Source organism: Emticicia sp. W12TSBA100-4 (assembly GCF_040253585.1).
In the GTDB taxonomy this organism is placed as follows: domain Bacteria; phylum Bacteroidota; class Bacteroidia; order Cytophagales; family Spirosomataceae; genus Emticicia.
Window position 1 is genome coordinate 257433 of sequence record NZ_JBELAU010000001.1, and the last position, 23257, is coordinate 280689.

At 35.2% G+C, this 23257-nt stretch carries 20 protein-coding genes; 5 read left to right on the forward strand and 15 right to left on the reverse strand.

Annotated elements, in window-relative coordinates:
* The first annotated feature begins 491 nt into the window (after positions 1-491).
* Together ABR854_RS01220 and ABR854_RS01225 are read left to right on the forward strand one after the other, a co-directional pair.
* On the forward strand, positions 492-887 hold the full coding sequence (locus ABR854_RS01220) for a hypothetical protein (RefSeq protein ID WP_350263520.1): 396 nt from the start codon (positions 492-494) through the stop codon (positions 885-887).
* Between the two features lie 50 nt (positions 888-937).
* Complete coding sequence (locus tag ABR854_RS01225) at positions 938-1345, forward strand: hypothetical protein (RefSeq protein ID WP_350263521.1); 408 nt, start codon at positions 938-940, stop codon at positions 1343-1345.
* A gap of 142 nt (positions 1346-1487) precedes the next feature.
* Here ABR854_RS01225 and ABR854_RS01230 read toward each other — a convergent pair whose 3' ends face one another.
* From ABR854_RS01230 to ABR854_RS01240, 3 genes are all read right to left on the reverse strand, one after another.
* On the reverse strand, positions 1488-2282 hold the full coding sequence (locus ABR854_RS01230) for a thymidylate synthase (protein ID WP_350263522.1): 795 nt from the start codon (positions 2280-2282) through the stop codon (positions 1488-1490).
* 460 nt (positions 2283-2742) lie between these two features.
* Positions 2743-5538: a response regulator gene (locus tag ABR854_RS01235; protein ID WP_350263523.1), complete on the reverse strand. Its 2796-nt coding sequence runs from the start codon at positions 5536-5538 to the stop codon at positions 2743-2745.
* A gap of 112 nt (positions 5539-5650) precedes the next feature.
* Positions 5651-5995, reverse strand: a complete 345-nt coding sequence (locus tag ABR854_RS01240; protein WP_350263524.1) for a LytTR family DNA-binding domain-containing protein — start codon at positions 5993-5995, stop codon at positions 5651-5653.
* A 349-nt stretch (positions 5996-6344) separates the two neighbouring features.
* On the opposite strand from ABR854_RS01240, the gene ABR854_RS01245 reads away from it, so the two are divergent.
* Positions 6345-7718, forward strand: coding sequence for a DUF2254 family protein (locus ABR854_RS01245; RefSeq protein ID WP_350263525.1), 1374 nt, complete (start codon positions 6345-6347; stop codon positions 7716-7718).
* 50 nt (positions 7719-7768) lie between these two features.
* On the opposite strand, the gene ABR854_RS01250 is transcribed toward ABR854_RS01245, so the two are convergent.
* The 6 genes from ABR854_RS01250 to ABR854_RS01275 all read right to left on the reverse strand — a co-directional run bounded on the left by ABR854_RS01250 (position 7769) and on the right by ABR854_RS01275 (position 13737).
* The gene (locus tag ABR854_RS01250; RefSeq protein WP_350263526.1) at positions 7769-9295 is read right to left on the reverse strand and encodes a tail fiber domain-containing protein; all 1527 of its coding nucleotides are present in this window, start codon (positions 9293-9295) and stop codon (positions 7769-7771) included.
* Positions 9296-9579: 284 nt separating this feature from the next.
* Positions 9580-10932, reverse strand: coding sequence for an FAD-binding oxidoreductase (locus ABR854_RS01255; RefSeq protein WP_350263527.1), 1353 nt, complete (start codon positions 10930-10932; stop codon positions 9580-9582).
* 11 nt (positions 10933-10943) lie between these two features.
* Positions 10944-11744: a DAPG hydrolase family protein gene (locus ABR854_RS01260; RefSeq protein WP_350263528.1), complete on the reverse strand. Its 801-nt coding sequence runs from the start codon at positions 11742-11744 to the stop codon at positions 10944-10946.
* Positions 11745-11829: 85 nt separating this feature from the next.
* On the reverse strand, positions 11830-12444 hold the full coding sequence (locus tag ABR854_RS01265) for a TetR/AcrR family transcriptional regulator (protein WP_350263529.1): 615 nt from the start codon (positions 12442-12444) through the stop codon (positions 11830-11832).
* An 89-nt stretch (positions 12445-12533) separates the two neighbouring features.
* Positions 12534-13082: a hypothetical protein gene (locus tag ABR854_RS01270; RefSeq protein WP_350263530.1), complete on the reverse strand. Its 549-nt coding sequence runs from the start codon at positions 13080-13082 to the stop codon at positions 12534-12536.
* Positions 13083-13248: 166 nt separating this feature from the next.
* A complete protein-coding gene (locus ABR854_RS01275; protein ID WP_350263531.1) occupies positions 13249-13737 on the reverse strand; it encodes a YMGG-like glycine zipper-containing protein in 489 nt (162 codons plus the stop codon).
* Positions 13738-14099: 362 nt separating this feature from the next.
* Here ABR854_RS01275 and ABR854_RS01280 point away from each other — a divergent pair, with 362 nt between their 5' ends.
* Entirely contained in the window at positions 14100-15995 is a 1896-nt protein-coding gene (locus ABR854_RS01280) for a YgiQ family radical SAM protein (protein ID WP_350263532.1), read from the forward strand.
* Positions 15996-16048: 53 nt separating this feature from the next.
* Here ABR854_RS01280 and ABR854_RS01285 read toward each other — a convergent pair whose 3' ends face one another.
* From ABR854_RS01285 to ABR854_RS01300, 4 genes are all read right to left on the reverse strand, one after another.
* Positions 16049-16924, reverse strand: coding sequence for a glycoside hydrolase family 16 protein (locus tag ABR854_RS01285; RefSeq protein ID WP_350263533.1), 876 nt, complete (start codon positions 16922-16924; stop codon positions 16049-16051).
* A 226-nt stretch (positions 16925-17150) separates the two neighbouring features.
* Complete coding sequence (locus ABR854_RS01290; protein WP_350263534.1) at positions 17151-18617, reverse strand: tail fiber domain-containing protein; 1467 nt, start codon at positions 18615-18617, stop codon at positions 17151-17153.
* A gap of 69 nt (positions 18618-18686) precedes the next feature.
* Complete coding sequence (locus ABR854_RS01295; protein ID WP_350263535.1) at positions 18687-20123, reverse strand: tail fiber domain-containing protein; 1437 nt, start codon at positions 20121-20123, stop codon at positions 18687-18689.
* Between the two features lie 33 nt (positions 20124-20156).
* Complete coding sequence (locus tag ABR854_RS01300; protein ID WP_350263536.1) at positions 20157-20291, reverse strand: hypothetical protein; 135 nt, start codon at positions 20289-20291, stop codon at positions 20157-20159.
* Positions 20292-20423: 132 nt separating this feature from the next.
* Here ABR854_RS01300 and ABR854_RS01305 point away from each other — a divergent pair, with 132 nt between their 5' ends.
* The gene (locus ABR854_RS01305) at positions 20424-21935 is read left to right on the forward strand and encodes a hypothetical protein (protein WP_350263537.1); all 1512 of its coding nucleotides are present in this window, start codon (positions 20424-20426) and stop codon (positions 21933-21935) included.
* 4 nt (positions 21936-21939) lie between these two features.
* On the opposite strand, the gene ABR854_RS01310 is transcribed toward ABR854_RS01305, so the two are convergent.
* A complete protein-coding gene (locus tag ABR854_RS01310; RefSeq protein ID WP_350263538.1) occupies positions 21940-22035 on the reverse strand; it encodes an AraC family transcriptional regulator in 96 nt (31 codons plus the stop codon).
* Positions 22036-22203: 168 nt separating this feature from the next.
* Entirely contained in the window at positions 22204-23223 is a 1020-nt protein-coding gene (locus ABR854_RS01315) for a glycoside hydrolase family 43 protein (RefSeq protein WP_350263539.1), read from the reverse strand.
* Between the last annotated feature and the right edge of the window lie 34 nt (positions 23224-23257).

Genomic DNA, 23257 nt, shown 5'->3' on the forward strand with positions numbered 1-23257 from the left:
TTTCTACCAAAGCATTTACATAAACGGTATGGTAGCACCATTTTCCAAATTGTGATGTCGGGAAACAATTTGGAAAATTGTGCTACATTATTAAAATATTTTAAAAATATAGTTCTACATAATCTTTGAAAAAGAATATTTGGCAAAAATGCTTAAAATCGGTCAAAAAATCGGTTTTTGTACTATTATAAGGAAGTATTGCAAACTGACTCAAAAAAGTGATATTTTGACTGTTATTTAGTCTATTAATTTAATAGGATTATTCAAATTTTCTCTTGAAGTATTCCGAAAAACGTTGTAATATTCTAATATTCTGCTATAATTTTAAAACAACTTTCTGAAATTAACGATTTCTTAATTGACTTGTATTCAGTTACTTACATACATTTGCATCACAAAGGTTTTCGACGGAGATAAATAATTGATATGACTTTTTTTAGTTTTAACTTTTTACAAATAGTACTCCAAAGAAAACAAAAACAAAGAAAATTATGAAAAAATCAGCATTAGTATTGGCCCTTGCCGCAGCGATTGTCTCGGCAACAGCCACAGAAGGAATGGCACAAGCGAAAGCTGCTTCAGGAAAAACAACATCAACAGCTACGGTTACAAATCTGAGCGTTCAAGACATGGGAAGTCTTCGCTTTAAGTTAGCTTTTGAAAACCCTTTGCGACAAAAGACGAAAATATATTTACTTGATAAAGAAAGCAATGTGTTATTCGATGAGTACACATTCGGTAATACTCAATACGTTAGAGCTTTTAACCTTTCTAACTTAGTTGATGGCGAATATACTTTCGTAGTAGAGACAGGTAAAGAAAAATTGAAAAAAGATTTTGCTATCACTACTAAAACTCTCAGAGGCGTTTCTTTGGCGAGTAATTAATTTGACTTACACTTTTAAAATAACAAATCAACATTTAAACAATTAAGAAAATGAACAAGAACACTAAAAATATCATCAAAGCATTAGCAGTAGTTTTCACATTAGCAACTGCTACAACAGAAGGAATGGCTCAAACGAAAGCAGCGGGTAAAGTTGCATCGACTGAAAAAAGCACTTTGAGCGTTCAAGACTTAGGAAACTTACGTTTCAAATTGGCTTTTGAAAATCCTTCAAAACAAAAAACTAAAATCTCTTTGGTTGATAAAGAAAGTAATGTATTTTTCTACGATTATCCATCAAATGATGTTCAATATGTAAAAGCTTTTGATTTGTCTAACTTAGTTGATGGCGAATATACATTCGTTGTAGAATTAGGTACTGAGAAATTGAAGAAAGATTTTGTAATCACTACTCAATCTTTACGTGGAATTGCTTTGGCAGGTGACGACCGTAAATAATATGGAGTGTTGTCAGCAAAACCCAGACAAACTTCGTCAACACTAAAAACCTTTGTAAACAGAATAGCCGTTGCATTTGCAATGGCTATTCTGTTTTTTAGTTATAATAATACTGAATGACGACTTATTGAACTTGAACAACTTAGACTGCAACTGGAGCTTTTATGCCTGGATATGGGTCATATTCTGAAAGTGTAAAATCTTCAAATTTGAAATCAAAAATGCTTTTTATATCTGGATTCAATGTCATTTTAGGTAATTTTCTTGGTTCACGAGAAAGTTGTTTTTCTACTTGCTCCAAATGGTTTGAATAAATATGCGTATCTCCACCCGTCCAGATAAATTCGTGGGCTTCGAGTCCGCATTCTTGAGCAACCATCATCGTGAAAAGTGCATAAGAAGCAATATTAAACGGAACTCCCAAAAATACATCGGCACTGCGTTGGTATAATTGGCACGAAAGCTTATTATCAGCCACATAGAACTGAAAAAAAGCATGGCAAGGCATCAATGCCATTTGCGATAATTCGCCAACATTCCAAGCCGAAACAATGATTCGGCGAGAATCAGGTGATTTTTTTAATTGATTAAGTACATCTTTCAATTGATCAATCACTTGTCCGTTTGGAGCTTCCCAACTACGCCATTGTTTGCCATAAACTGGACCTAAATCTCCGTTTTCGTCAGCCCATTCGTCCCAAATCGAAACACCATTTTCTTTTAAATAAGCGGTATTCGTTTCGCCTTTAATAAACCAAAGTAGCTCATGAATGATAGATTTTGTATGTACTTTTTTGGTAGTCACGAGGGGAAAACCTTCTTGTAGATTGAAACGCATTTGATAACCAAAAACACTTATTGTGCCTGTGCCAGTGCGGTCGGTTTTTTTTGTGCCGTTTTCGAGAATATGCTTTAGTAAATCGTGATATTGCTTCATTTGGGATAAAATCTTGGAGTTTTTTTGGCAAATATAATAGATAAAGATGCTTTTTCCATGTAAAAAAGAAAACCCTTCAAATCTTTGAGGGATGAAGGCTGGTTTTAGGTTTCTTTACAAAAAAATCTGCCAAAGACTACCTTTGTATGTAAACATCAAAAGACTTGATCCTACATTTTTAATTTAACTTTTGGATATTTTTTCAGCCATTTTTTCAGTAAAACGTCCTCGTTTGGGTAATTCGTTCGACATTGAGTTTTCAGGACTCGTCAAATTGCTTCAGGAAAGTGAATAATTTACTGAAGCTTAGGCCAGATATAACCAAGAGTAGATTTGGCGGGCAGCTGTCACATCGCAATAATTGCATCGCTATAGAAATAAAAGGGATTTCTATACATGCGATAAAGCATGAGGATTAAGTAAATTGTAAAACAAAACCATCGGTGAAAATTAAAATACCCTACTTTTGAGCTTTTTCTTTGTACTCAGAAGGTAATACACCATAAGTTTCTTGAAAAACTTTTCCGAAATAACTGAGGCTATCGAAACCAACATTGAAGGCAATCTCAGATACATTTCCTGCATTTTGACTGAGCAACTGGGCTGCTTTTTCTAAGCGGTAGCTTCTGATAAACTCTACAATTGTTTGATTACACAGTGCCTTAATTTTGCGTCGAAGTTGAGTAGTACTAAGAGATAGTTTATCGGCCAATTGTTCGATACTAAACTGAGAGTCAGATAAATGAGTATCAAGAACTTCTAATACTTTTTTAATAAAATGTTCATCAACGACATTGACTTTCACATTAGGATCTAAGGGTTTTTGATTATTGTTTTTCTGATAATATTTTTTTAACTTTTCACGAATCACGAGTAGATTTTTCACTCGTGCCTGCATTTCTTGGCTATTGAATGGCTTTATCAGATAATCATCAGCACCAAGTTCAAGACCTTCAATTCGACTCTCAATATTAGCCTTCGCCGTGAGCATTACAATCGGAATATGGCTTGTTTTTTCATCAGCTTTCAGAACCTTACAAAACTCAAAACCATCCATTTCGGGCATCATCAAATCGCTGATAATAATATCTGGTACTTGTGCCATTGCTTTCTCGATACCATCTTTTCCGTTGACGGCCTCAATGATTTTGTATTCTTTCTCAAAAACACTATGTAAATACTTTCTTATGTCTTCGTTGTCATCAACAATTAAAAGAATGTTCTCATTGTCGAGTAAGATTTCTTGTTCGGTGCTTACTTTTTCTGAGGATTTTGATTCAAAATCTGGCTTTCTTGCCGTTGTTTCGCTTGTTTCAATAATAAAACCTTTCCAAGTATTCATACCAATCGGCAAACTAACTGTAAAAGTTGTTCCAACATTTTTCTGACTATGCACTGATATTTTGCCTTTAAGAACCCCCACCATTTCTTTTACTAAAGCCAACCCAATACCAGTTCCTTCATATTTCCGATTTTGTGTATCGTCAACTTGAAAGAAACGATCAAATATTTTATTTAATTTCTCGGATTCGATACCAATGCCTGTATCGCTAACTTCAATCGACATTGTCTTCTGTAACTCATTAAATCTTGTCGAAATCCTTACTAAACCATTTTTAGGTGTGAATTTGAAAGCATTCGAAAGAAGATTTGTTACTATTTTTTCAATTTTATCTCTGTCGATGAAGCCGTAAACTTCAGTTTTACCAATATTTCTTTCAAAATTTATTTCTCGACTTTCAGCCAAAGAAGCAAACGAACTTGTGAGTGTGCGTAAATATTGCGTGATATTTTGCTGACTTATTTCGGGCTTCATTTGTCCTGCTTCGAGTTTGCTAATATCAAGCAATTGATTTATGAGGGTCAGAAGCCTATCTGTATTTCGTTGAATCAGCGGAATCAGTTTGTCGGTTGGGTATCTATCGGCCAATTGTTGGAATGGTCCTGTTATAAGTGTAAGTGGTGTACGGAGTTCGTGCGAAATATTAGTAAAGAAAGTAGTTTTGAGGTTGTCAAGTTCTTTTAACTTACTATTTTGTTCGATGTTGAATTTTAATTGCTGCTCTGTCAGAATTTTGATTAACTCAGTATTTCTAAAAATTCGACCTAAGAAAAAGATAAAAAAGAAAAATTCAGCAAAAAAGAAATAATATGAAAGCGTGTAAATAGGTTGCATTTCTATCCAGCCGAGTAATCTGACATTGAGTAAAAACGTACTAAGTAGGCCAAAAATAAAGAGAATATTATAATATTTGGCAAATGTAACCTTCTTTATAATAAAATAGACATTCAGTAAGATATAATATGCCGCCGAGTAAACAAGGGTATATACTCCAGCCTTTAGCCAATACCATTGATAATCGACAAATATGATTACATTAAAAAATACATTGATAACCAAAAATAAACTGATGAGATAGATATGAACTTTAGAAAGTTTATGCACCAGAAATGCCACCAAAATAAAAATCCCAGTTCCCAAAGTTCCAGAGTTATAGCATAGATAATCTATTTTTTGAGCTAATTCGGGGGTATCTGTGAAAAGAGGCCCCGCAATATTGAGATATCCCCAATAATTGAAAGTACGTATAATGGTGTATAAAGAGAATAGCCTAAATGATAAATCGTTAACAACAAAAAAGCTCAGGACTAATACCAAAAAAAGTCTGAAAAACATCAAACCATTCAAAAAGCCTTGCCCCGAAAAGTCATCCATTCTAAACTTTGTGTATGAGTCTTTGGTGTGTAGCCTTAATTCAGCATAGTGTCCACGTTTGCTTGTGAGCTTGATATAGATTGTTTTTGTTTGATAAGGTTTTAGGTCAAAAACAAATTTTGGGTCTTGGTCAATAAATTTTTTATCTCTTTCTGCGGTAATTATTTTTTGTTGTTTGTGTAAGAAATTCTTCATTTCGGAATTATCCGCAATATAAAAATCAAGCTGTTCAACTAATGGATTTGACCAAATTAAAGTGTAGTTTTCTTGGGAAGAATCAGTGTTTTTTAAACTGAAACGAACCCAAAAAACATCATTTGAGTACGGAAACAAGAAATGGTCTTTGGTTGATTTATAAAATGGCTTTTGAGTGATTTCGACCAAAGGTATGGATGCTGTTGAATCCTTAAATATCTCGACTGAAGTTGTAATATTTAGAGGAAATTTGTCGGCGTTTTGGAGTGAAATTGCTTGTGCACTTATTTCAAAACTAAACAAGCAAAAAACAATTACTTTAAGGGCTAATTGTGTAGTTCTCATGGTTGGGGTTGTATCTCTGTACAGGCAAATATAGTGCACGAGATAACTATTCTCCAACCAAATCTTTATTAAAAAAAATAGTGTGATTCAGTAATAAATAAATTTTTTTATTTTATAGGCTTAAATTGCTTTTTTTTTGAATTACTTCAATTTTATCTAAACAATTTTTAATTCTTCTTCTCGAAGCAGTAAATTTTTCACCATTCGAGAGTTTTAGCGTAAGTTTATTTTTTTCAAGGCTATAAGTTGAAATATATTCAATATTAAGAATATGACTACGACTGATTCGGATGAAATTATCGTAGTCAATGGAAGAGTGGATTAAGTGAAGCGTCTGTGATGCTACCGTTTTTATTTTATTAGTTGTATGAATCAGCGTATAATTACTTTCACTTTGCAAATACATTATCTCATTGATTTCAATTTGATGACGACGTGTTAAGTAAAGAGTTTTCATGGCACAAAGCTGGTTGTAATTACGGCAAAATTAATGATTGAAAAATTTTTCTTGTTAGCTAAAAAATATCATTTTTGAGCTAATTTCTTACGAAATGCTTGAAAAAAACGTTTCTTAACCCTTTTTTGCCGATCATGTAGTGAATCTACAAAATTGTTTTGGGTTACTTTTTCGGTTAAATGCTGAACACAAAATTAACTGGCAAAAACAATTGGCGTATGCGTAAAAATACCTGTTTTTGGATTGTAAATGATTTTTATTAGCGGAAACCTCCAGTAGAATTTCATTAAATGAAGTATCCGAATCACAAGCTTTTATTTACTTTTACAATCAAAACTAACTTAATCAATTGAAGCGTAAACTATTTTTACTCCACGAACACATCAAACAAGATTGGCGATATTTAACAATACTTGCCTATCTTATTGTAGCTATTTTGACAACCATTCTTCATTTTTTCAGAAAAGGGCAAGAAGGGGTGTTACTTGATGGCTATCTTTCTACATTAGCCAGTATAGTGGCAACTTTGGTTGTAACAACTTTCTCGTTTGTATTTGTGGCTTTGCAGTTGGCTTCGGTGCAGTTTTCTCCCCGAATTATTCGTTCGTTTTTTGAATACGACCATTTCAGCCGTTTTTTTCTGTGGTCGTTTTTGGCTTGTGTGGGTTATTTGATGGGCTTGCAATATTTTGGACTTTCAGATGCATCACTTATTTACCCAAAATTTGGAATCGTTGGTTCGTTTTACCTCATTCTTTTGGTTTTTCCGCTATTTATTCACCACGTAGTTGATAATATAAACGCATCAAGTATTACGCAAAATATTGCTAAACGGACTATCAAAGAAATAAACGAATTATATGATGTAGCTGATTTTCAGTCGAGTAAGTCCAATAAACTCTTGATTATTAATAAAGAAAGTGGTTATCTTGATTCAATCAGATACAAAAAATTATATCAGATAATTCCCGAAAATAACCAATCTAAAATTTCGGTAAAACCCCACGTAGGAAGTTTTGTGTTGGAAGGAATGCCACTGGTCGAAATTGAATGTTCGGAATCCGAACGAGAATTTTATCAACAAAACCTATCGAGAATTGCTAATCAGTTTATTATCAGTAAGTTTCGTAGCTATGAGCAAGATATTCCCTTTGGTATTCGTCAGTTAGTAGATATTGCCATCAAAGCCATTTTACCCGCAGTCAATGACCCAACTACGGCTCTTAACTGCATTGATTATCTGGGAAACATTATCAAGAAAGCAGCCTTGAGTAACACAATTTCAAAAGAAGCTGCTTTACTCCAACAAAAAAATATTCATATTCGAGAGTTTAGTTTTGAGCAATTAGTCGATTTGGCTTTCGACCAAATCTATCATTGGGGAAAAGAAGATTATATAATTGTTCGGCACTTGATAAAAACCACAAGTTTCATTATTCCGTTTGTGAATGATGCCGAAAAACTTTATGTTTTATTGGCCGAAGTAGAAGACATGGAATTATCGTTTTTGAAAGAGAACTACGAAGAATTGGCTAAAAAAGAAGAAAATATATGCCCGTTTAAGAGAGCAGAGCATCGAAATAGCCTGCGAGATTATTTGGCCGACTTTTATGAAACAGCTATTGTTCAAATTGATAAAATTGGGATTTTCGAAGGAAAACTAAAAAGCTTAAAGAAATCTTACGAACGAAATCGTACTTTTGTATTGAAGCACAGAGAGTAGGATGAATCATATAAATAGCTTTGCTGACCCAAGCAAAGCTATTTAATTTCTTATTTTTTGTTTGACAGTAAGCGATTATTTTGATTTTCTAAATTTGATAATCGAGTTTCAAAATCATTTATTTTTTCTTCTTGTTTTTCTAAATCAGTTATTCTTCTTTCGGCCTCATTCAATCGTTTCAACAATGCTTGCGTAGCTGAAATATTGAGCGTAGAAAGGGCCTCGTAATCAACCGAACGAAAATCAGAAACTTCACGACCATATACGAAAACACTTTGATTGACGATTGGCGATTGGGGATTTACGATTTTAAAACCTTCTTCATTTACTTCTTTTACCTCTACTACGTCTTGATTTTTATCAAAAATTAACTTTACTTTTTCGCCTACTTTGAGGTTATGATTAGGTAGTGAAATAAAATTATTTTCGATTTTGGATAATTGATAAATATCTGGAATACAGTTAGTTATCTTGCTTACAGCTTGTGGATAGATGCTTTCTACTTGTTGTGCAATTACTTTTTTATACCGTCCATTTCCCTTGTCGATTTTATCTTTGAATTGATAATCAGTAATTTGGATTTTTGAAAGTGTTTCGAGGTCTTTTTCGTTATCGGAAATACCTTTGATGACTTTAATACGGGCATCAGAAAAAGCATTAAACTCCGTAGCAGCGATTCGATGCGAAGCATAAATCGAATAATTGTAGGTGTTTCCAGTGGTATTTGTACCCGTTAACGGACTGGCATTTCTGAAATAAGCAAAGTTTCCAAGCGAGCCATTTACACTTCCGTTCACCACCAATTTAGCTTGTGTCGGAGTCGTCGTACCAATTCCTATATTTCCATCATTGCCGATAGTCAATCTATTCAAATAGTTCGTATAGAAATCTAACCCATTTTTATTTCCGCCTTCGGTACGTTTAGAGGCAATCCCTTCACTACTCGAATTTCCAAATTTTAAGCCATTAGCTAATGTTCCATCATTCTCATTGTTATGGTCTATGTTCATGCCTTTTATGACTGAAAGTTGTTCTTGAGGCTCCTCTGTGCCGATGCCTACTTTACCTGTACCTCTTACACTAATAGCAGTTAAAGGGTTAGTATTTCCCTCACTTGTCGTCAAAATTCGCAAGCCCGTTGGCAAACTTGTAGCAGTGGGCGTTCCATCAACAAAAAAATGGATACCTGCCACGTCATAAAAATCATCTTGATTATAAGCTAAACCTCGAATTTGAATTAAGTCATCAGAATCCTGCACGGTAGCGGGTGTTGTTTTTGTTCCTCTTGCTTTTGCGAAATTGAGCCAAGGCGAAAAGCCAGAATCTTCAAATATCACCAAGTCAATATCCGAACTATCCGAATCATCTGAAATCGACAAAATATTGCCGTATTTTAGATATGAATTGGTTGGAAGCGGAAAGTCTGCGTTTGAATTGATGAATAAACGACCATTTAATTGAATTCTTCCTTTTACGGTTTCTTTGTTAGGCTCTATTGTTATGCTTTGAGCCAATCCAATTTGGCTAAAAAAGCTCATGAAAAGCATAAATTTTAAGTTTTTTGTATAGTTTTTCATGTTTTTATAAGAATAAATTGATTATCTAATTTGTTGCCATTCACTACCATCGCTTACAATTTCAATAGATCTTGCCGATAGCCATTGATTGTATTTGTCAAGATTATTACTGCTCTCAACATTGACTTTGCTTGCCCAAAACCCTAAGTAAAAATTGTTTTAGTTATTTAAAACAACGTTTGGCCTGCACCTTCACCAATTTTAAAGAATAAAAGAAATATAATTTTGGATAACTTGGTGATCATTAGAGGTTTATAAGTAAGTAGGTCTATGTACTCATTCTATCATTTACTTATTAAAACAGGCTTACTATGCCATTCATAAAACAATCCATCAGGGTCTCTTTTGGCTCTTATTTTCTGTACTTTTAGTAGGTTTTCATCGCTCATAAATGCTGCCGAACGGCGGTGTAAACCTTCATCAGCCAACTGAATACCAACTGATAAATGTTCCATTTTTCTCATCGTTTCCGAAGCCCAATTATCATACTTTTCGGTATCTTGGGCATCTTTCCAACAGCTGTATAAAGCCAAATAAATGTTATCTTCTTTGCTATAAGCCATGTCGGTGTTGAGATTACCTGGATGCCAATTGAGCCACAAAAAATGTGATGGAGCAGGAGGGAGGGTTTCCGAAATTTGCTTAATATGGGGCAATAAATCATCAATCGATGCGTGTGTCCACATATTATCTACGCCCCAATGGTGGTCTTCGGGGTAGTGCGACATCGTGCCTTTGTAGAGTAATTCAATACCAGGGTTGAAAGCAGGCGTAGCAATAATAGCCTTTTTCTTTATTGGACTATTGTGCATGAAAGCCTTTGCTTCTTCAAATTCGTCTTCAGTATCGGCAAAAATTGGAGCAAAAGCTTCAATGCCTGCCCCTAAAATATTGAGCATTTTTTTACTCATAATCATCTGAAATTCAATGGCTTTCGGAATCGATGAACCAGCATCATACGCCCAACGATAGACATCTTCAAGGTGTTTGATGCTAAAATCGTGAGCCATAATGGCTCTGTATTTGGGCAAAGGGTAGATTTTTAAATAAAATTTTACAACAATTCCGAAAAAACCTGGCCCCGAACCTCGAGCAGCCCAAAACAAATCAGCATTTTGGGTAGTATTTGCATGAACCAACTCACCATCGGCGGTGATGATGTCCATAGCCAAAATACTTTGACAAGCAATGCCCAATTTACGGCCATTCCAACCATAGCCACCTTGAAGCAAGTATCCACCAATACAAACGCCTTTGCAATGCCCCGCTGGAAAAAATAAATGCTCTTTGTAGAGTGCTTTCATCAAAACACTGCCGCCTACACCTGGCCCTGCTTCGGCAGTCATGGCTTCTTTATTTACGGAGTATTGATTGAAGTTTTTCATCAGCATTAAAATCGCATCTTCTCTAATGAAATTGGCACTAAAGCTATGTCCACCCGAGCTAATGGTAATTCTTTTTCCTACTGATTTTGCGTAACGAACTGTACTGATTACATCATGAATATCGTTCGGAGTTACTACCATCGAAGGGCGTTGTTTTGGGTCGATTTTGTTGAAAAGTGTTCCCATCACAATTTCATCGAAGCCTTTTTGGCCTCTCAATAACATATTTCCAGAAATTTTCAGATTTTCCATTTGTTATAGCTTTAGTTGTTTTGCTTAAATTCTGTGTATAAATCGGGGAGAATTGCGGCCAAATGATTCATTTCTTCAGAGCAATGCGTCATTAAATCTTTGGCTTGTTGTTCAGGAAGTTTAACAAGTTTTTGTAAAGCTTTTGAAGCAATTTTGGTGAAAATATTCTCCGAACGGATGGCTATATGCTTTCCTCCCATCCAAAATCTTGAACGCATTTCGGCTCCCTCTTCGGTTTTTCTGATTTGATGAACAAGCCAACCGAAATCAAGCGGAAAATTACTGTATCCAAGTCTTGCACAGATATATACTGCTTTCTTTTTATCAACGATGTGAGATTCGGAAAAGCCCAATTCGAGTGGAGATTGGAATTGAATAGCTGCTTTTTCGAGTTTTTTACCAATGTATTCTTCAATGTTTGAAGTACGATTGATGTAGGCCACATCGTCTCGTCCATCCGCCCAAACGGCCGATTGGTGGGCTTTCGGATGCCAAAGTTTATAACGACTATCTTCGCAACTATGCCAGCCAAACCACCAATCCCACATTTCAGGACTGACATTGGGCATTGGTGTTAACACCGCTACATGAAGCGACCCATCTGAGTTAACCACATAGCCATTTTCTAAGTCATGGTAGCCAGCATTATGCAGATGCCGTACATTTTCAAACCAAAGTCCTTGTTTTTCAGACTTTTTGCTGGCCTTCTTGACCAATTCAGGAATTGGTCGGATAGTTTCATTATAAAATTTGGCATGTGGCAGAGCCAAATCTTTGGTCTGATACCCGATATATTTCTTTTGATTTTTCATGCAAACAAATATGTTCGACAAAATTGTTTAATATAAATTAAAAAAATATGACCAATATGGCCATAAAATACTTTTACTCAGGTTATTACTTCATTAGACACTTGAGCATTAGATTTTTGATTTTTTGTCTGCGTTGTCGCATCAATTCCATCATTTGCTCATCAGTTCTGTTCTCTTTAGTTTTTATGTAGATATATCCCAAATAAGGAGTAGCACAGAGCGAATAAATATTCATCATCAGGTCTTCTCCAGTAAATTCTGATTCAATATTATTGCCTTTTTGCCTTTCAGCGTTTAAAAGTACGTCTAAACGATGTGGAAAATCATCATCCGAGTTTGCTGCAAGCATATTTACTACATCAGGCGATTCGTTGATGATATTCACAACAAAACTCGGTAGAGTTGGCTTTGCCTCGAACAAATCACAGAGTGTATCAATCATTAACGAAACTAACTGAACCAAATCCAGATTCTGCTCCATCAACCGAGCTAAATGAGGAAATACAACTCCCAAAGTATTATTCATTACTTCTTGAAATAACTCTTCTTTGGTGCTGTAATAATAGTGTAACATCGTACGACTAATCCCTGCTTCTTGTGCTATTTCGGTTGTGCGAGTACCTTTAAAACCATTTCTGTGAAACACTTTTTCAGCAGCAGCAAGTATCTTTTCTTTGGTGTCGTGGTCAATTTTAGGCATAAAATATTTTTGTTCGACAAAATTGTTTAAAATAAATTGTTTGTGCAAACATTTCTTAAAAAAATATTTTCTGCTTGGAAATAAATGGTTTATCTAAAAATATCACGACGCCTTTTTTTTCGTCTGAAATACTTTTTGAATCCTAAATAAAGAAAGAAAATGGCGGCAACGCCAAAAAGCAATGAAAGCGAATTGAGCGAAACCAAAGCAAGCAAAATGGCAATACCCAAAATGATAAAACCAATATAAATTGTAGAGTTAAGAGGAACTGGTTTTCTACGTTTTTTTACAGTTTTTTTATCATTTGTATGCTGATTTGGGAGTATTTTTTTAAAAAAAGTTTCTTGTTTTTTACTGATATTTTTTCGGTTTTTTCTTCTTCCATCATCTTGGATTTGTTGTTTTTGAATAGTTGCCTCATGGGTTTCTAACCCAAAAACTTTGATTGGTTCGGAATAAGAATCATGTGTAGAAGCAATCAGGGCGGAGGGGGCGGGTTGAGTAATTCTAACAGGAATTTCTATGGACTTTTTCTGGAAAGTATAATTGATGTTTGGAGACTTCTGAAAACTTGCAAATTCTTTTCGGCATGATACAAGGAGTGTAAAAGCAAGAAATAAAAACGTTAGTTTTTTCATTAATTTTATTAGAGAAAATCTATTTTTAGACTTACAAAACGTTGTTTTTACTAATTTGTTGCTAATTATTGCTCAAACAGAAAAATTTCATTGAGTCTTATTCAAAAAAATAGGGGAAGATAATTTTACTTATCTTCCCCTTCGGATTTATTTATCTAATTGAATGTTATTTAAAATAAATAACGTTTTCTTTTTGCTTCTGTTTTTTATCAATTACAGCACCAACACCAGCTCCTGCACCAGCACCAAGTACACCACCAACAATTGCTCCTTGACCTTTCTTTTTAGATACAACCGCACCCGTTACTGCACCAACACCTGCACCGATGATTGCACCTTTAGCTACATTACTCATTTTCTTTTTCTTGTTAGTACTTGCATAACTCACAGGTGTTGAAGGAGTTGTGCTTCTTGAACTTGAAGTATAGGCATTTGCAGAGGTACTATTTACTGTATTTGCTCTCGTTGGGTTTTCCTTAGATGCCATTTTCAATGAATCAATTTGTCTTTGTTGTTGGCTTATCAAATGTACTTGTTTCATTGAGTCAATGGCTGCTTGTTTTGCTTTTGCAATTTCAGCATCCGAATTAGTCGCTTTTGAATTACAACCATATATTCCTGTAAGTGTCATTAAAATCAAAATTACTTTTTTCATGGTTTTCTATATTTTAGTGTTAGATAATTGATTGAATCAATTTATGTTTATGTCTAAAACTTTTGTGCCATCATGGGAGAAGCTAAATTTTGTAATCTATTGGGGAAAATATTTCCCAATACGGGGATGTTTTATATGAGGCTCTGATTAAATAAGTTGTTGTTTTTCTTTTATATTTCAAAATATTCTCATTTAGCGTAAACCTCAAACCAAATCCAAGTAATTTTAGTTAACCTAAGTAGAATTTGCGTAATTTTGTAAAAAGTTGATACGATTGTATAGTCAATCAGACAACTAAATAGCTTTTGGGGAGCATTTGGCAATAACTGCCGACGGTGAACCAAAAATTACAGACTATTTATATGATAGAAAGACCAATAACCGACTGGTTGCCACTTACCAAAAAAGAGGTTGAGAAAAGAGGCTGGACCGATGTAGATGTAGTATTGATTTCGGGCGATGCCTACGTTGACCACCCTGCATTTGGAACGGCCGTAATTGGGCGAATCATTGAGAGCGAAGGCTTCAGAATTGCAATTGTGGCACAACCAAACTGGCAGGACGATTTGCGTGATTTTAAGAAATTTGGTAAGCCCAAATACTTCTTTGGCGTAACGGCAGGTTGTATGGATTCGATGGTGAATCATTACACAGCCAACAAGCGTTTACGCTCTAATGACTCTTACACCCCAGGTGGTGAAGCGGGTTTTAGACCCGATTATGCAACCACTGTTTATTCCAAAATTTTAAAGCAGCTTTATCCTGATGTACCAGTGCTAATTGGTGGAATAGAGGCATCGCTTCGCCGTGTTACCCACTACGATTATTGGAAAGATGAATTGATGCCAACAATTTTGGCCGATTCGGAAGCAGATATGCTGGTTTATGGCATGGGTGAGCAACCATTGCGTGAATTATTAAGCCGTTTGAAAAATGGTGAAACATTTGAGCAAGTAAGAGACATCAATCAGATTGCGTATTTGCACGAATCGCATGATGATATTCCTGAGCATAAAGGGTGGAGTTCGGTAGAAATTGCGAGCCATGAAGTGTGTTTAGTTGATAAAATCAAATATGCTTCTAATTTTAAAGTTGTAGAAGTAGAATCAAATAAATGGCAAGCGAATAGAATTTTGCAGAAAGTAGGAGAGAAGACATTGGTGATAAATCCACCTTTCAAGACAATGGAAGAAAAGGAAATCGACCAGTCTTTTGATTTGCCTTATACTCGTTTGCCACATCCGAAATACAAAAATCGTGGGCCGATTCCTGCCTATGATATGATTAAGTTTTCGATAAATATGCATCGTGGATGTTTCGGAGGTTGTAGTTTCTGCACGATTTCAGCTCATCAAGGCAAGTTTATTGCCTCTCGCTCAGAAACTTCGATTATGAAAGAGGTGGAAGAGTTGGTAAAACATCCCGAATTTAAAGGTTATATATCAGATTTGGGCGGGCCGTCGGCTAATATGTACAAGATGAAAGGCAAAGATGAGTCTATTTGTAATCGTTGCCAAGCTCCGAGTTGTATTCACCCAGTTATTTGTTCGAATCTTGATACCTCGCACAAGCCAATTACTGAAATTTACCGAAAAGTAGATGCTCATCCCGAAATCAAAAAAGCGTTCGTTGGGTCGGGTGTACGATACGATTTATTAGTCGATGATTTTAATAAAAATAACAAAGATGGCAATCACGACGAATACATGGAGCAGTTGGTTACTCGCCATGTATCGGGGCGTTTGAAAGTTGCACCAGAGCATACCTCAGATGATACTTTGCGTGTGATGCGTAAGCCTTCGTTTAAGTATTTCAGAAAATTCAAGGAAAAATACGACAAGATTCAAGATAAGCATAATCTGAAGCAGCCGTTAATTCCATATTTTATTTCTTCACACCCAGGTTGTGAGGAGGCTGATATGGCCAATTTGGCCGCCGAAACCAAAGATTTAGGTTTTCAGTTGGAGCAAGTACAAGATTTTACACCAACACCAATGACGGTGGCCGAGGTGATATATTACACGGGTGTACACCCTTACACGCTTCAACCTATCAAAACTGCCAAAACTCGTGAAGAAAAACTGGCTCAAAATCGCTTCTTTTTTTGGTATAAACCCGAATTTAGAGGTTGGATTAAAAGCCGATTACACAAACTTAATCGCCCTGATTTGGCAGATAGATTACTGGCAAGTCCGAAGAAAAAAGAGCAGCAAGCCGTGGCAGTTGGAGATAAGAAGAAAAAAAAGAAGAAATGGTAATATCTTTTTTTAACGATGGCAAGGTTCAAAACCTTGCCATCGTCAGTTTTATCTTACTGTTTCTGATAAACCCTCACATAATCAACTTCATACTTAATTTGCTTGGTTGCTGGCTTTGGTTCGCCACCATTTTGTCCACCAATTGCCAAATTTAGTAAAAGAAAATGTGGCTGTAAAAATGGATTTTTTCCGTCGGGATTAATGGTTTCGGAAAGCGAAGTAGTGTTGAGCAATTCATCGTCTAAATACAGATTGATGCTTTCGGGGGTCCAATCCATTCTCCAAATGTGAAATTGTTTTACCCAATCTTTATTTTTGTCGGTAAAATGTTTCAAGTCCGTTTTTGAATCGTCCCATTTGGCTACATATTGTTTATTTGTTCCGTGAGCTACATTGGCCAAGATTGTTGGTTCGGATTTTACTCGATAAAATTCCATCAAATCAATTTCGCCATTCGATGGCCATTCTCCCGAATTGCCTAACGTCCAGATTGCTGGCCATGAACCAAGTGTAGTGTCGATTCTGGCTCTGATAATAAAAGTACCAAATTGCCATTCTTGCAGGCTTTTAGTCTGAATACTGGCCGATGTAAAATTAATTTCTTTTCTGTTTTTTCGCCAACTTGTGTTTCCTTCCTCAAAGTTTGGATTAGGAATTTGCACTCTTTTTCCTTCAATCAACAAAACACCGTTTTTGCAATTAGCATTTTCTTCTTGATACCACTGTAATTCTTCGTTTCTGACAAAGCCTTTTTCAAACTTCCAAAACTTAGGGTTTGGTTTTCCAATTTCATTAAATTCATCTTGCCAGACGAGCTTCAATCCCTCAATGACTTTTGCTTTGCTGAAATCGGGGAGTAGTGGGTTTATTTTTTGCCCAAAGGAATTAGAAATGCTTAGAAAGAAGCAAAAAATAAATATTTTTTTCATCAAAAATTGTTTGTTTTATTCGTATAAATCTGACAAATATAATTGATTTACTGTCAATTACTACAAACACTATTCGGCTCAAGGTTAAACGCAATAAAAAGTTATATTTCTTAAACAAACTATGTCCGTTAGGGCGTAGTCTGAAGAATAAAAATACGTTTAACTTGATATGAAAATGATTTTTTAATTAATATTTATTGTATTTTAATGAGATAGATACAACGTGCTACTTTTCAGCGATAAGGTTTTTGTTTTCGGCTATTTTCAAAACTAAACTTTCAATGTGTTCTATACGGCTTTCAAATCCTTTCTTTTCGATTTTGAGAGCATCATTTTCTGATTCAAGGTTTTTGATAAGGTCTTTTAAATTTGAAATTACCATTTGCTGTTCTTGGATGGCTTTTAGTACAATGGCAGACATACTCGAATAATCCATTGTTTTGGTAGGACTTCCTTCTTTATTACTCGAAACACCCACAAATTGAGGGAACAATGGCTCAACCTCTTGAGCGATAAAACCAGTACTTATTTTTCCAAGTGGGTTATTGGAAATGTATTGATAATTGCTCGGTTTTAGTTGCATCAATTTATCCATTACATTTTCGAGCGGAATAATATTCTTTTTTAATCTCTTATCCGATGTGTTTGTATAAGCTCCAGAAAGTCTATCAAAATAACCTTTAGAGCTGCCATCTGCCCACAAAGCTAAATCGCCTCCCTCTTGTGGAGTTATTGTATTATTTTTCTCGACATAAAACTCCCATCGATGAGTGTCATTAGAATTATAGAGCCCAATGCCGTTGTCAGAGGTAGGATGAACCTCTAATTTATAAGAATGCTGCTCCACTCTACCAATGGTTACATTGCCCACATCCGATACATCAAAACCACTCCGGTTAGTGGATATTAGCATAAATGGAGTTTTTGTCGTGGTGCCAATCCAAGCACCCGTTTGTGAACTGGTGAAGGTACGAAAAGTTGCAGTGGTTGCAGTACTGAAAGTAGTTGTTATTCCATAATTTCCAGTGGCTGTTTTTACCTCCACTTTTGTAGTAGGATTGGCTGTTCCAATTCCCAACCTACCAGAACCTGTTATTCTCATCAATTCACTTGAATTAGTTGAGTTTGTGCCTACAAAGAAAGCGTGATTATAATTTGAAGAAGGAATTTGATACCTGAACATTTGGTTATTTACACCAAATCCAAGAAATTGATGGTCATTATTTCCATCTTCATAAAGTATAATTTTACGGTTATTAAAAGAGTTTTTAAAAGATAAGTTACCATTTGGGTTGTCTGTACCAATACCCAAATTGCCATTATTTGCGATTTTCATAACACTTTCGGGAGTAACTGAATTATCTGGAGTTGTGAAAAAAGTTATAGAAGAGCCTTGAGCAATTGCACTAAAATTCTGATTTGCTCTCAACTCAATGGAAGCATTGGGTCTTGAAGGAAACGCCGTGCCAGTATAGCCAAACCCATACACACCAGTAAGTAAACTATCCTTTTTAGTAGCGGTTGGTAATGATAAATTCCCATCGCTATAAAAACCCGAAAAACTTGGTCTTTGAACTCCATAAGCACGAACCGAAATTTGGTTTGAAGTATTTGGAGCAATTGAAATACTCTGCCCGTAAGCTTTTAAACAAAATATGCTTAAAAAAAAGAGTGTAATAATTATATGCTTCATATTGATTTTTATATTTGAGATGTTGATTGAAACATTCAAGAATAACTTAATTTCAATAAATAGTTAAGATTAATTCTTTGTTTCATCCTTTTTAGCTATCATCTTTTCAATTTTAGACAGTCGTCTTTCAATTGCTTTATTTTCGCTTTTCATAGTTGCATTTTCGTTTTGTAATTTCTCAAATATCCCTTGTAGTTCAAGTATCAATTCTTGTTGTTCTTGAATAGCTTTTATAGCAATCACACTCATTCCCGAATAATCCATAGTTTTGGTTTCTTCTCCTTCCTTTCCAATAGCAGTTCCAACAAATTGAGGAAACAATGGTTCTACTTCTTGAGCAATAAAACCAATACTCTCTACTCCGTTTGGATTATTAGATATGTATTGATATTTGCATGGTTTGAGTCTTATTACTTTATCCAACACATCGTCAAGTGCAGAAATATTTTTCTTTAATTTTCTGTCTGAGCCAATGGTATATATTCCACTAATTCTATCAAAAAAACCTTTCTGATTGCCATCTACCCATAATGCTAAATCTCCGCCATTGATACCCGTTGCATTCGGCTCAACATAAAACTCCCACCGATGTGTGTCGTTCGAATTATATAGACCGATACCATTTTGAGTAGTAGGATGAACCTCTAACTTGTATTGATGAGTGGCTAATCTCCCAATCGAAGTATTGCCTGATGTATTTATTTGTAAGGATGCTCCCCCAGCATTGACATAAAAACTTAATGGATGATTAGAAGTTGTACCCAGCCATGCTCCAGCTCCATTTACAAAACTGCTTAGAGTTACTGTTCCATCAGAATGAGTTATTCCGTATTCATTTGATGATGTGTTTACATGTAATTTGGAAATAGGATTATTAGTACCAATGCCAACATTTCCTGTACCTGTAATTCGCATCAACTCATTTGAGGTTGTAGTGCTTGCCCCTGCATAAAAAATATGGTTATAATTAGTCGATGGAATTTGATACCTAAGTATTTGAGAGTTTACTCCGAAACCTAAAAATTGATGGTCATTATTTGCATCCTCATAAAGCACTATTTTTCGAGAATTATTTGAATTAGAAAATGATAAATTTCCATTTGGAAGAGTCGTCCCAATTCCAATATTACCAATATCCGTAATTCTCATTCTTTCGAGTAATGTTGTGCTGCCGTCTGCTGTTGTCTGAAAAGTTATAGTTGAACCAGTCGAGGTTGGAGTATAGCTATTTGATGACCTCAACTCAATAGCGGCATTTGGCTCTGTGGTGAAAGAACTTCCAGTATAACCATACCCATATAGGCCAATAAGTAAACGTGCAGTACCTGCTGCACCCGGAGTACTAAAATTTCCTTGACTACTATATCCTGAAAAAGTAGGTCTTTGTACCCCATAACCACGCACTGACACTTGGTTTTGGGTATTTGGCATTAGCGTTACGCTCTGAGATAAAGCAGTGAAAATAGAGGAAAATAAAAGTATAATGGTAGTAAATTTTTTTTTCATGGGAGTAAACGTTTATCGAATTTTAAAATTGATTTAAAATATGTTGATGTGGTAGCCAGAAATAATACTCTTTCCGTCTTGAAGATATAAGAATGTATAATTAATTGAAGATTCGAGATAGCTAATGCATTCTTTGTCGAGGTCTTTTAAAATTTTGGGTGTTTTCATGTGCTTAATTGTAGTTTTCTAAGGGAAGATACATAGTAAGCGGTTACATTTCCTTTGCAAAATACATTTTGCAAAAGGGAAATATTTGCAAATGAATTTGCAAAACGCTATTTTTATCAAAAAACTATTGCCGTGAAACTAAAAGATAAAGTTTATTTACAAGAGCTTCGAGAACAATTCCTTCAGAAGATAATAGACGAATGGGAGGTCAAATGGCAAGCAATTTTTAATGAATTTGAAAGTTTTGAATTGATAAAAAATAAGAATTCTTTTCTTGAAGCACTCCTGGCAGATATTGAGACTTGCCTTTACCAAAAGCTCAACGGTCAAAGCAGCAAGTATCTATTCAGCAAAGATTTTCTCCGCCGATTTATCTATGAATATGGCAATAAAGATGCTCGAATTCAGAGTCATTCTCGCACTGGAATTTTGCTCTATTTAAACTACGATTCATGGGAAGACTTCGTTGCTAAAAATCCAATCGACGATTCTCAACATATAAATATCAACTACCTCAATATTGATGAATCTCTTTTGCCTGTCTTTTTAAAGAATCAAAGTTTATTGGTTGAGAATCAAGGTTTTATAGACTTTCAAGAACTAAGACCAAAGAAGAATTATAAAAAGTATTTATGGGGAACTTTAGGAATAATTTTTATTTTATCTACTCTATATTTTGTTTTCAATTGGTGGCAAAATAGACCGTTTTCAGCCGAGGATGTCAATAAAGTTAAGTTTGAAATCATTAAAACAGTTGGAAGAGTCCCACAAGCGGTAAGAATTAAATATGATATTTCGAGTTTAATCAATGTTCGAAATGTTGAGGTTGAAACTGGAGTTGGGAAAATTCTGACAGCAACGCATTTTGAAGGTTTTTCATTTGTTTCTGATAAAAAAATCGACACACTTGCCCAAACTTACTTTTACCCTGGCGTTTATCAGCTCGCACTTTTGGCTAATGATAAAGTAATCAAACACATTAATCATGTAGTTTATTCAAAACCAAATATTTGGAATGTTTGGGGGTTTGGGGTAGCTTACGAAAAAGACTGGATTACAAACATCAATCCTGCAAAAAATTACATAAAAGATGGTGTTTTTCATTTCAATCCAGACGAATTGCCCAAAGAAATAAAAGATGAGAATGATTTGAGAAATACCACACACGCACTTGTCCAAGATTTTGGTGTACGATTAGATAGTTTGGAGGTCGAAACTCGACTCAAAAATCCACAAAATGAAGGAGGTGAAAGCTGCTATGATATGCAAATCAGTCTATTTGATAAAAAATTCAATTCAATCGGGGCAAAATTCACCACTGAAGGCTGTACCGATTTTGCCACATTGAGTGCTGGAAAAACTTATTTTAGGATTCTAAATAACAAACAAAAAAACGTTGATTTAGATAATTTTGGTGTAAATCAAGACGAGTGGAATGTTTTTAAATTAATTGTGAAAGGAAATACTTTGGCAGTTTTTGTGAATGAAAAGTTGGCTTTTAAAGGCAATTTTGAAACTAATGAAACCTGTGCTGGCTTGGTAGATTTACGCATTGTTTTTAAAGGTGCTGGTTCTATAGATTGGGTAAAAATCTCCAATTCTTTCACGAATAAAGTTGTGTATCAAACAAATTTTGATGAATAAAAACTCATATCTTATCTTGTCGTCTAAATTCCTTGGGCGACATTCCAACATACTCCTTAAATAATTTTGCAAAATAATTGAGATATTCAAATTTGGGCAAAAAAACAATTGCTTAAATAGAATACAAAGCATATGATAGTTACGTATAAATTTACAAATCTGGTGTTATACGTACTGCACGGATTTTGAGTATCATTCGAGTTCATAGTCTTACAAAACACAAAGGGGTAGATATCGAATCTACCCCTCTTAACTGTGTATCTAAACCTTAATCTAAATAAGGGTCAATCGTCAAAATTTTGCCATCCGAATCATAGCTGATTTCGGTAACTTTTACACTTCTTAGATGCGTAACACCTTCCGAAAGGCTTGAATCGTGGTAGAATAAATACCATTTACCGTCAACTTCGCAGATAGAATGGTGTGAAGTCCAACCGACCACGGGATTCAAAATTTTACCTTGATAAGTAAATGGCCCGTAAGGATTATCGCCTGTGGCGTAGCAAATAAAATGTGTGTCGCCAGTTGAGTAAGAAAAATAATATTTACCATTGTAGTGGTGCATCCAAGAAGCCTCAAAGAAACGACGTTCGTTATCACCAGCCAAAAGTAATTCGCCCTTTTCATCTAAAATTTGCAATTCTCTTGGGCTTTCGGCAAATTGAAGCATGTCATCTGTCAATTTTGCTACAATAGGGCAGAGAGCCGTCTCGTTTGGAAGTGGTTCTTCGTTATTAACATCATATTGGTTATTACGATATTTTTGTAATTGTCCACCCCAAATTCCACCAAAATACATATAAAAACTACCATCAGTATCTTCAAAAACCGCGGGGTCAATACTGTAACTGCCCTCAATTGGTTGAGGTTCGGCTACGAAAGGGCCAGTTGGTGAATCTGAAACAGCTACTCCAATCTGAAAAATATCATCAGCTTTTTTGGCTGGAAAATAAAGATAGTATTTACCATTTTTTCGAGCAGCATCAGGAGCCCACATTTGGCGGGTAGCCCATGGTACATCTTTTACGTGAAGAGCTACTCCGTGGTCAACGGTTTCGCTATCAACCGAATCCATCGAAAGCACGTGATAATCTTCCATCGCAAAATGGCTTCCCAAATCATCAAAAGGAATGCCCGCATCGATATCATGTGATGGATAAATGTATATTTTACCGTCAAAAACGTGGGCCGATGGGTCGGCAGTGAAAATATGTTTTACGAGCGGTTGTGAAATGGCTTTTTGATTTAAAACTTCAAAATCAATGTGTTCGATACTTTCTTCTGGCATTTTCTTAAATTAATTTTAGTAAATCCTACTCATC